The organism is Bradyrhizobium sp. INPA03-11B, from assembly GCF_040446015.1.
GTDB lineage: Bacteria > Pseudomonadota > Alphaproteobacteria > Rhizobiales > Xanthobacteraceae > Bradyrhizobium > Bradyrhizobium macuxiense_A.
The window spans coordinates 1-10,653 of the sequence record NZ_JASGSR010000190.1 but is presented as its reverse complement, the minus strand read 5'-3'; the positions used below and the strand labels follow the sequence as shown (position 1 = coordinate 10,653).

Genomic DNA, 10,653 nt, shown 5'->3' with positions numbered 1-10,653 from the left:
CCCCAACCCCCTCCCCACAAGGGGGAGGGGAGCCCGCGCGCCGGTGCTCACCTCACGTAACGGTAATCGATCTCGTCATGACCTATCCCGGCGAACAATATTATCCCAAGGGCGTGCAGTGGAGCGACGAGATCACGCGCGGCACGCTGCCGGACCTGCTCTCCAACGCTGCCGCCGAGTTCGGCGCGCGCCCGGTGCTCGAATTCCGCGACCGGCAGATCAGCTACGGCGAACTCGAGTCCCTGGTCGAGACCGCCGCTGCCGCCTTCATGCGGGCCGGCTACGGCAAGGGTACGTCGGTCGCGCTGTTCCTCGGCAATTCGCCGGATCATCCGATCAATTTCTTCGGCGCGCTGAAGGCCGGCGCGCGCGTCGTGCATCTGTCGCCGCTCGACGGCGAGATCGCGCTGTCGCACAAGCTCTCCGATTCCGGTGCGCGCGTGCTGGTCACCAGCAACCTCTCGGCGCTGTTGCCGACCGCGCTGAAATTCCTCGCCAAGGGCCTGCTCGATCGTCTGATCGTTTGCGAGGATGACAATTGGGGCAAGGTCGGCACGCCGCAGACCGCGCTGCCGGACAATCCCGCTGTTATCACGCATCGCCAGTTCATCGATGGTGCAACGAAGCCGTCGCAATGGCCGGCGGTCGACGTCGAGGACGTCGCGCTGCTGCAATATACCGGCGGCACCACGGGGCTGCCGAAGGGCGCCATGCTCAGCCACGGCAATCTCACCGCGGCGGTCTCGATCTACGATGTCTGGGGCAAGCCGGGGCGGCTCGAGCGCAATGCGATCGAGCGCGTGATCTGCGTGCTGCCGCTGTTTCACATCTACGCCTTGACCGTGGTGCTGCTGTCGGTGATCCGCCGCGGCCATCTGATCTCGCTGCATCAGCGCTTCGACGTCGAGGCCGTGATGCGCGACATCGAGGTCAAGCGCGCGACGGTGTTTCCCGGCGTGCCGACGATGTGGATCGCGATCGCCTCGCTGCCCGATCTCGACAAGCGCGATCTCTCTTCGCTGGTGGTCGCGGGCTCCGGCGGCGCGCCGCTGCCGGTGGAGATCGCCAAGATCTTCGAGCGCCGCGTCGGCATGAAGCTGAAGAGCGGCTGGGGCATGACCGAGACCTGCTCGCCCGGCACCGGTCACCCCAAGGAAGGGCCGGAGAAGCCGGGCTCGATCGGGCTGATGCTGCCCGGCATCGAGATGGACGTGGTGTCGCTGGAGGATTCCACCAAGGTGATGCCGATCGGCGAGGTCGGCGAAATCCGCATCCGCGGCCCGAACGTCACCAAGGGCTACTGGAACCGGCCGGCGGAAACCGCGGAGGCCTTCGTCGGCGACCGCTTCCTCACCGGCGACATCGGCTACATGGACGCCGACGGCTATTTCTATCTGGTCGACCGCAAGAAGGACATGATCATCTCCGGCGGCTTCAACGTCTATCCGCAGATGATCGAGCAGGCGATCTACACCCATCCCGCCGTACAGGAGGTGATCGTGATCGGCATCCCCGACGATTACCGAGGCGAGGCGGCCAAGGCCTTCATCAAGCTGCGCGACGGCGAGAAGCCGTTCTCGATCGACGAGCTGCGCGCCTTCCTCACCGGCAAGGTCGGCAAGCACGAATTGCCGGCAGCGGTCGAATTCGTCGACGAACTGCCGCGCACCCCCGTTGGCAAGCTGTCGCGTCACGAATTGCGGCAGCAGCAGCCCAAAACATCTCAATCCAAGACTTCTCAATCCGCTCAACAACAGGCTGCATCAGGATCCCGTTCATGACCGACGCCGTTATCGTCTCCACCGCCCGCACGCCGATCGGCAAGGCCTATCGCGGCGCGCTCAACGCCACCGAGGGCGCGACCTTGCTCGGTCACGCGATCGGCGAGGCGGTGGCGCGCGCCAAGGTCGATCCGAAGGAGATCGAGGACGTCGTGATGGGCGCGGCGATGCAGCAGGGCACGACCGGCGGCAACATCGCGCGCAAGGCGCTGCTCCGCGCCGGCCTGCCGGTGACGGTTGCCGGCACCACCATCGACCGCCAGTGCGCCTCCGGCCTGCAGGCGATTGCGCTCGCGGCGCGCTCGGTGATCTTCGACGGCGTCGAGATCGCGGTCGGCGGCGGCGGTGAATCGATCTCGCTGGTGCAGAACGACAAGATGAACGCGTTCCACGCCCAGGATCCGGCGCTGCTCAAGATCAAGGGCGAGGTCTACATGCCGATGATCGACACCGCCGAGATCGTCGCCAAGCGCTACAACATCTCGCGCGAGAAGCAGGACGAGTACGGGCTGGAGAGCCAGCGCCGCACCGCGGCCGCGCAGCAGGGCGGCAAGTTCAAGGACGAGCTCGCGCCGATCACCACCATGATGGCGGTGACCGACAAGGCGACCGGTGCGGTCACGATGAAGGAAGTGACGCTGTCGCAGGACGAAGGTCCGCGGCCCGAGACCACGGCCGAAGGGCTCGCGAGCCTCAAGGCGGTACGCGGCGAGGGCTTCACCATCACCGCCGGCAATGCCAGCCAGCTCTCGGACGGCGCCAGCGCCTCCGTGATCATGAGCGACAAGGAAGCCGCCAAGCGCGGGCTGCAGCCGCTCGGCATCTTCCGCGGCTTCGTTTCGGCCGGCTGCGAGCCGGACGAGATGGGCATCGGCCCGGTGTTCGCTGTGCCGCGGCTCCTCAAGCGCCACGGCCTCAAGGTCGACGACATCGATCTCTGGGAGCTCAACGAGGCGTTCGCGGTGCAGGTGCTGTACTGCCGCGACAAGCTCGGCATCGATCCGGAGAAGATCAACGTCGATGGCGGCGCGATCTCGGTCGGCCATCCCTATGGCATGTCGGGGGCGCGGCTCACCGGCCACGCGCTGATCGAAGGCCGCCGCCGCAAGGCCAAATACGCCGTCGTCACCATGTGCGTCGGTGGCGGCATGGGCGCGGCCGGCCTGTTCGAGGTGTTGAACTAATTCTGTCGTCCCGGCCAAGCGAAGCGCGAGCCGGGACCCATACGCCGCGGCCTTCGTAAAGGGCAGAGCGGCAGCCGGCTTTGCCAATTGCGATGGCCGGTGGTTATGGGTCCCTGCTTTCGCAGGGACGACATCGAGAGTGACGAGGCAGTTGAACTTTTAAAAGGAGGATCCGATGGATCTCGCTTTCACCAAGGAAGAGATAGCGTTTCGCGAGGAGGTGCGTGAGTTCTTCAAGAACAACGTGCCGCCGGAGACAAGGCGCAAGCTGCAGGAAGGCCGCCATCTGTCGAAGGACGAGATGGTCACCTGGTGGCGTATCCTCAACAAGAAGGGCTGGGGTGTCACCCACTGGCCGAAGGAACATGGCGGCACCGGCTGGACCACCGTGCAGCACTACATCTTCAACGAAGAGCTGCAGTCCTATCCCGCGCCGCAGCCGCTCGCCTTCGGCGTCAGCATGGTCGGCCCGGTCATCTACACCTTCGGCAACGAGAAGCAGAAGAAGGAATATCTGCCGCGCATCGCCAATGTCGACGACTGGTGGTGCCAGGGCTTCTCGGAGCCGGGCTCCGGTTCGGATCTCGCGTCGCTGAAGACCACGGCCGAGCGCAAAGGCGACAAGTGGATCATCAACGGCCAGAAGACCTGGACCACGCTTGCCCAGCACGCCGATATGATCTTCTGTCTCTGCCGCACCGACAAGAATGCGAAAAAGCAGATGGGCATCTCCTTCATCGTGTTCTCGATGAAGTCGAAGGGCGTCACCGTGCGCCCGATCCAGACCATCGACGGCGGCCACGAGGTCAACGAGGTGTTCTTCGACGACGTCGAGGTGCCCTACGAAAACCTGATCGGCGAAGAGAACAAGGGCTGGGATTACGCCAAATTCCTGCTCGGCAATGAGCGCACCGGCATCGCCCGGGTCGGCGTCTCGAAGGAACGGCTGCGCCGTATCCGTGCGCTGGCCTCCAAGGTCGAGTCCGGCGGTCGTCCTGTCATCGAGGATCCGGCATTCCGCGAGAAGCTCACCGCCTGCGAGATCGAGCTGAAGGCGCTTGAGCTCACCCAGCTCCGCGTCGTCGCCGACGAAGGCAAGCACGGCAAGGGCAAGCCCAACCCGGCCTCCTCGGTGCTCAAGATCAAGGGCTCGGAAATCCAGCAGACCACCACCGAGCTGCTGATGGAGATCGTCGGTCCGTTCGCCGCGCCCTATGACGAGCACGGCGATGCCGGCTCGAACGAGAGCATGGATTGGACCGCGCAGATCGCGCCGAGCTATTTCAACAACCGCAAGGTTTCGATCTACGGCGGCTCCAACGAGATCCAGCGCAACATCATCAGCAAGGCCGTGCTGGGGCTTTGATGCCCTTCTCCCTCGCCCCGCTCTTGCGGGGAGAGGGTTGGGGTGAGGGGCTTCTCTCCGTGCAGGGAATGCCGAGAGACCTGTACCCCCTCACCCGGATCGCATCTGTCGATGCGATCCGACCTCTCCCCGCAAGCGGGGCGAGGTGAAGAGGCCCCGGTTTGAACAACGATCAGTTAGTTAAGGAAACGAACATGGATTTTGATCTGTCCGAGGAGCAGCGGCTTCTCAAGGAAAGCATCGACGGGCTTCTGACCGATGCCTACGACTTCGATGCGCGCAAGAAGTACATGAAGGAGAAGGGCGGCTGGAGCAAAGCGCTCTGGGGCAAGCTCGCCGAGCAGGGCCTGCTGGGTCTGCCGTTTGCCGAGACCGAAGGCGGCTTCGGCGCCGGCGCGGTCGAGACCATGATCGTGATGGAAGCGCTCGGCAAGGCGCTGGTGGTTGAGCCGTATCTCGCCACCGTCGTGGTCGCCGGCGGTTTCCTGCGCCATGGCGGCTCGGCCGAGCAGAAGGCGAAGTACATCCCCGGCATCATCGACGGCAGCAAGACCTTCGGCTTTGCCCAGCTCGAGAAGAACTCGCGCTATGATCTGTTCGACGTCGTGACCACGGCCAAGAAGAAGGGCGACGGCTGGGTGATCGACGGCGAGAAGTTCGTCGTGCTCAACGGCGAGAACGCCGACACGCTGATCGTCACCGCGCGCACCAAGGGCGGCCAGCGCGACAAGACCGGCATCGGCGTGTTTCTGGTCCCGGCGGATGCCAAGGGCGTCACCCGCAAGGGCTATCCGACCCAGGACGGCCTGCACGCAGCCGACATCACCTTCACCAATGTCGAGGTCGGTGCGGACGCTGCGATCGGCGATCCCGAGAACGGCCTGCCGCTGATCGAGCGCGTCGCGGACGAAGCCCGCACCGCGCTGTGCGCGGAGGCGGTCGGCGCGATGGACGAGTCGCTCAAGGAGACCGTGGAGTACATCAAGACCCGCAAGCAGTTCGGCGTTGCGATCGGCTCGTTCCAGAGCCTGCAGCACCGCGCCGCCGACATGTTCGTGGCGCTGGAGCAGGCCCGCAGCATGTCGATGTTCGCGACCATGGCTTCGGACTTCAGCGATGCCAAGGAGCGTTCGTCCGCGGTCGCGGCCGCCAAGGTGCAGGTCGGCAAGTCGCTCAAGTTCGTCGGCCAGCAGTCGATCCAGCTTCACGGCGGCATCGGCATGACCATGGAAGCCAAGATCGGCCACTACTTCAAGCGGCTGACCATGATCGAGAACACGCTCGGCGACACCGACTACCACCTCCGTCGCGTCAGCGAGAGCGGCGGACTGCTGGCGTAAGCACCACCGTCATTGCGAGCGTAAGCGAAGCAATCCATCTCACCGCGTTGGGAAAGATGGATTGCTTCGTCGCTTCAGCGCAAAATTGCTGTGCAATTTTGTCGCGAGCTCCTCGCAATGACGCTCGAAACAAACAGGGAGGTAACAACAATGAAGAACACCCCGTTCGATCTCACCGGCCAGGTCGCGGTCGTCACCGGCTCGAGCCGCGGCATCGGCCGCTCCTCGGCCGAGCTGCTGGCCAAGCTCGGCGCCAAGGTCGTGATCTCCTCGCGCAAGGCGGATGCCTGCCAGGAAGTCGCCGACGGCATCAAGAAGGCCGGCGGTGATGCGCTCGTGATCCCCTGCAACATCGCGCGCCGCGCGGAGGTCGAGGCGCTGGTCTCGGGCACGATCAAGCACTACGGCAAGATCGACATCCTGGTCTGCAACGCCGCGGTGAATCCCTATTACGGCCCGCTGCTCGACATCACGGACGAGGCCTTCGACAAGATCATGGGCTCCAACGTCAAGAGCAACATCTGGCTCTCCGCGCTGGCGATCCCGCAGATGGCCGAACGCGGCAAGGGCTCGGTCATCATCATCTCGTCGATCGGCGGACTTCGGGGGTCTACGGTGATCGGTGCCTACGGCATCTCCAAGGCGGCGGATTTTGCGCTGTGCCGCAGCCTCGCCGGCGAATGGGGGCCGAAGGGTGTGCGCGTCAATTGCGTGGCGCCGGGCCTGGTGAAGACCGATTTCGCCCGCGCGCTGTGGGAAGACCCGGACAATCTGAAGCGCCGCACCGCGTCGACGCCGCTCCGCCGCATCGGCGAGCCCGACGAGATCGCCGGCGCCGTGGCCTATCTGGCTTCCGATGCCTCGACGTTCATGACCGGCCAGACCATCGTGGTCGACGGCGGCGTGACGACGGCGGCGACGTAAAGCATGATGAACTTTGATTGAGTCGCTTTAGCCGCGCTCGCTTCACCTCTCCCAAGGGAGAGGTGAACCTCCGCTGCCGATCTAGGTTTAGACCTGCTCCAGCGCCCGCTCGAAATCCTCGATCAAATCGTCTGGGTGCTCGAGCCCGGCCGAGAAGCGGATAAAGCCTTCGCTGATGCCGAGCTCGGCGCGGGCCTCCGGCGCCAGACGCTGATGCGTTGTGGTGGCGGGATGCGTGACCAGGCTCTTGGCATCGCCGAGATTGTTGGAGATGCGCGAGATCTTCAGCGCGTTGAGGCAGCGGAACGCGCCGGCCTTGCCGTCCTTCACCTCGAAGCCGACCAGCGTCGAGCCGGCGCCCATCTGCTTCTTCACCGTCGCGGCCTGCGGATGATCGGGGCGGCCCGGATAGACCAGCCGCGTGATCTTCGGATGTTTCGCCAGCGCCTCGGCGATCTTGGCCGCGTTCTCGGTCTGCGCGCGGACGCGGACGCCGAGCGTCTCCAGCCCCTTCAGCAGCACCCAGGCGTTGAACGGCGACAGCGACGGGCCGGTCTGGCGCATGAAATTATGGATGTGCTCGGCGATGAAGGCTTCCGACGACAGGATGATGCCGCCGAGGCAGCGGCCCTGGCCGTCGATATGCTTGGTCGCGGAATAGACCACGACATCGGCGCCGAGCGACAGCGGGCTCTGCCAGATCGGCGTCGCGAACACGTTGTCGACGACCAGCCGGGCGCCGCCGCTGTGTGCGATCTTGGCGATGGCGCCGATGTCGAGCACGTCGAGCGTCGGGTTGGTCGGGCTCTCCAGGAAGAACGTCTTGGTGTTGGGCCGCAAGGCGCGCTGCCACTGGTCGAGATCGAGACCATCGACCAGCGTCGTCTCGATGCCGTAGCGCGGCAGCAGATCCTGCACGACATAGAGGCACGAGCCGAACAGGGCCTTCGACGCCACCACGTGATCGCCGGCCTTCAGCGGCGCGAGGATCGCGGTGGTCACCGCGGCCATGCCGGTCGCGGTCGAGCGCGCGGCTTCCGCGCCCTCGAGCTCGATCATGCGGCGCTCGAACATCGCAATCGTCGGGTTGGAATAGCGCGAATAGATGAAGCCGGGATCCTGGCCCTTGAAGCGCGCCTCGCATTGCTCGGCGGTGTCGTAGACGTAGCCCTGGGTGAGAAACAGTCCTTCCGACGTCTCCCCGAACTGCGAGCGCAGCGTGCCGCCATGGACGAGGCGGGTTTCGGGACGGAAGCGGGCGGTACCTTCAGATTCAGACATGTGACCTCCGAAGTGGCCATTTCCCTCGGAAATGGCCACAAAAAAACCGGCCTGGAGAAACCTCCACAAGCCGGGATCACACTGTCCCCGGCCTGTTTAGCGACTTATTTAACGTGGCTGCAAGCCGGCCGGCTCAAATCACCACGGGATAAGTGCAGCTGATATTCCCTCGCGCCCTTTCCGTCAAGACGGTCATCGGATAACCCGTAAAAGCCCATATTTTGGGGCTTGATGGCCGCTCAGAGGTTGATTTTGGGCCATATCGAGAGATCGCCGAGGGACCGCGCCGTGTCGTTCACGCTGGAAGATGAATCCAACGGAATCCTGCCCGACCGCATGATCGCGGAGATGGCGGAGGCCGGCCTCATTCTGCCCGCCTACGACTTTGTCGAGAGCCAGATCCAGCCGGCGAGCCTCGACCTGCGCCTCGGCGACATCGCCTACCGCGTCCGTGCCAGCTTCCTGCCGGGGCCCGATGCCACGGTCGCCGAGCGGATCGACCAGCTCAAGCTGCACGAGATCGATCTCTCCGACGGCGCGGTGCTGGAGACCAATTGCGTCTACATCGTCCCGCTGCTGGAGAGCCTGGCGCTGCCGCCGGAGATCGTGGCCGCCGCCAACCCGAAGAGCTCGACCGGACGGCTCGACGTGTTCACGCGCGTGATCGCCGACGGCACCCGCCGCTTCGACATGATCGGCGCCGGCTATCACGGCCCGCTCTATGCCGAGATCTCACCGAAGACGTTTCCCGTGCTGTTGCGCGAGGGCTCGCGCCTCAGCCAGGTCCGCTTCCGGATCGGCGAGGCGACCTTGACCGCCGACGAGCTCGATGCGCTGCATGCCGCCGAACGCCTGGTCGATGCCGACGATGCCGATCTCAGCCACGGCGTCGCGCTCTCGGTCGATCTCTCCGGCGAGAGCTCGGGCGGCTTCGTCGGCTATCGCGCCAAGCGCCACACCGGCGTGGTCGATGTCGATCGTCGCGGCGGCTATGCGGTCGATGATTTCTGGGAGCCGATCAAGGCGCGGCCCGACGGCAGCCTGATTCTCGATCCCGGCGAGTTCTACATCCTTGCGTCGAAGGAAGCCGTGCAGGTGCCGCCGGACTACGCCGCGGAGATGGTGCCGTTCGATCCGCTGGTCGGCGAATTCCGCGTCCATTATGCCGGCTTCTTCGATCCCGGCTTCGGCTATGCCGGTGCCGGCGGCAAGGGCGCGCGCGCCGTGCTCGAAGTGCGTTCGCGCGAGGTGCCGTTCATTCTCGAGCACGGTCAGATCGTCGGCCGTCTGGTCTATGAGCGCATGCTCGAGCGTCCCGACGCGCTCTACGGCCAGCGCATCGGCTCGAACTACCAGGCGCAGGGCCTGAAACTCTCCAAGCATTTTCGCGTGTAATTCCGCGAGTCGGATTTCGCGTCATTCTCCGCCGTCATTCCCCGCGAAAGCGGGGAATCCAGTACGCCGCGGCCTCTCGATCGACAATGACTGCCTCTGGAATACTGGATCGCCCGATCAAGTCGGGCGATGACACCGAGTGTTGGTTGCACCGTCGCTTCGGCGATGACACATTCCAGAAAACAACAAACCGGGAGTGAACATGAGCGCCGCAACAGATTCAGCGCAGCAACAGGCGCAATGGCGGAAGTGGCGCAGCGTCGCCGATCTCTATCACGCCTTCTTCACCGGACTGATCCTCACCGTGGTCACGCGGCGCGGTACGACTGACGCCGCCGAGTTCGTCTTCCGCGTGTTTCGCCGCCAGCAGCAGGAGCGCTTCCTGCCCGGCCTGAAGAAGCTCGGCCTCGACGGCCTGCCGCCGGCGGTCGCGGCCGCGCAGTATCACTATCTCTCCAACTGGATCGGCGGCGTGCATGTCGAATACATGCACGAGACCGACCGCAAGGCCTGGATCCGCTATCCGCCGCCGCGCTGGATCTGGAAAGGCACGGCGATCTGCGGCGTTCCCGGCGAGGTCTCACGCGCGATGCTGCGCGGCTGGCACGCCAACAATGGTGCAGCCCTCGGCGATCTCAGGCTCGGCTTCGTCTGCACCAAGCAGAGCGTCGACGGGCAGGACGGGCTCGAGGGCTATTACTGCGAATATGATCATCCGCTCGAGGTCGACCAGCGCCTGGTGTTCGCGCGCCATCTCGAGGCGCCGTTGTTTGATTCCAGAACCGCGCCGGCGCTGCCGGTCGACAGCTGGCCGCGCCAGCGGCTGGAGAAGGCCTATCGCAACTACGCGATGGAATATGTGAAGACAGCCGCGCCGGTCATCGTGCAGGTGTTCGGCCCCGAGGATGCGAACTATCTGCTGCATCTCACCGGCAGGCTGATTGGCATGCAGTATTTCGACGAGGTCGCGCAGGCGCTCGGCGGCAGCCGTGGCCGTGCCACGGAATTTGCCGCATTCCTGCGCACGCTGTTCGAGTCGCAGGATGACGTCGCCGAGATCCGCGAATCCGAGGGCCAGTTCGAGATCCGCCAGCAAGGCTGGAAGCTGTTGGCCGATGTCGCCGATTATCACCCGGCCTGCGCCAGCGTGCTGACCGGCCTGTTCGAGGGCCTGGCGGCCGGCTGCGGACGGCACATTCCGGTGCATCTGAAGCCGAACAGCACCGCCGGCGCGCCCTTCGTCTGGTCGATCGGCTAGCTCAGACATCCTCCCCTGGAGGGGTCGAGACGAGCGGAGCTCGCTCTGGGATCGGTTCGCATGAAATGCGAACCGAGGTGGGGTGACAGTCCATCCACTCGAGCGCTGCCCGAGTGGAGAGATC

8 protein-coding genes and 1 riboswitch are annotated in these 10,653 nt (G+C 64.8%); of the genes, 7 read left to right on the top strand and 1 reads right to left on the bottom strand.

Translation table 11 applies throughout. The features are described from left to right. The first annotated feature begins 77 nt into the window (after positions 1–77). The 5 genes from pimA (at position 78) to QMZ05_RS38735 (ending at position 6,595) form a co-directional block, all read left to right on the top strand. On the top strand, positions 78–1,781 hold the full coding sequence (gene pimA / locus QMZ05_RS38755) for a dicarboxylate--CoA ligase PimA (RefSeq protein ID WP_353705554.1): 1,704 nt from the start codon (positions 78–80) through the stop codon (positions 1,779–1,781). Beyond that, entirely contained in the window at positions 1,778–2,965 is a 1,188-nt protein-coding gene (locus QMZ05_RS38750; protein ID WP_353705553.1) for an acetyl-CoA C-acyltransferase, read from the top strand. The genes pimA and QMZ05_RS38750 overlap by 4 nt, the downstream gene beginning before the upstream one ends. 175 nt (positions 2,966–3,140) lie before the next feature. Continuing rightward, on the top strand, positions 3,141–4,331 hold the full coding sequence (gene pimC / locus QMZ05_RS38745; protein ID WP_353705552.1) for a pimeloyl-CoA dehydrogenase large subunit: 1,191 nt from the start codon (positions 3,141–3,143) through the stop codon (positions 4,329–4,331). 194 nt (positions 4,332–4,525) lie between these two features. Continuing rightward, positions 4,526–5,671 carry a pimeloyl-CoA dehydrogenase small subunit gene (gene pimD / locus QMZ05_RS38740; RefSeq protein ID WP_353705551.1) on the top strand — a complete coding sequence of 382 codons (1,146 nt, stop codon included), beginning with the start codon at positions 4,526–4,528 and terminating at the stop codon, positions 5,669–5,671. Positions 5,672–5,821: 150 nt separating this feature from the next. After that, positions 5,822–6,595 (top strand): SDR family oxidoreductase, encoded by a 774-nt coding sequence (locus QMZ05_RS38735; protein WP_353705550.1) that lies wholly within the window; start codon positions 5,822–5,824, stop codon positions 6,593–6,595. A gap of 87 nt (positions 6,596–6,682) precedes the next feature. Here QMZ05_RS38735 and QMZ05_RS38730 read toward each other — a convergent pair whose 3' ends face one another. Further along, positions 6,683–7,876: an O-succinylhomoserine sulfhydrylase gene (locus tag QMZ05_RS38730; protein ID WP_353705549.1), complete on the bottom strand. Its 1,194-nt coding sequence runs from the start codon at positions 7,874–7,876 to the stop codon at positions 6,683–6,685. A 75-nt stretch (positions 7,877–7,951) separates the two neighbouring features. Further along, positions 7,952–8,031, bottom strand: a riboswitch (SAM riboswitch). 133 nt (positions 8,032–8,164) lie between these two features. Here QMZ05_RS38730 and QMZ05_RS38725 point away from each other — a divergent pair. After that, complete coding sequence (locus QMZ05_RS38725) at positions 8,165–9,271, top strand: 2'-deoxycytidine 5'-triphosphate deaminase (RefSeq protein ID WP_353705548.1); 1,107 nt, start codon at positions 8,165–8,167, stop codon at positions 9,269–9,271. 202 nt (positions 9,272–9,473) lie between these two features. Then, positions 9,474–10,529 (top strand): hypothetical protein, encoded by a 1,056-nt coding sequence (locus QMZ05_RS38720; RefSeq protein WP_353705547.1) that lies wholly within the window; start codon positions 9,474–9,476, stop codon positions 10,527–10,529. Positions 10,530–10,653: the final 124 nt, after the last annotated feature.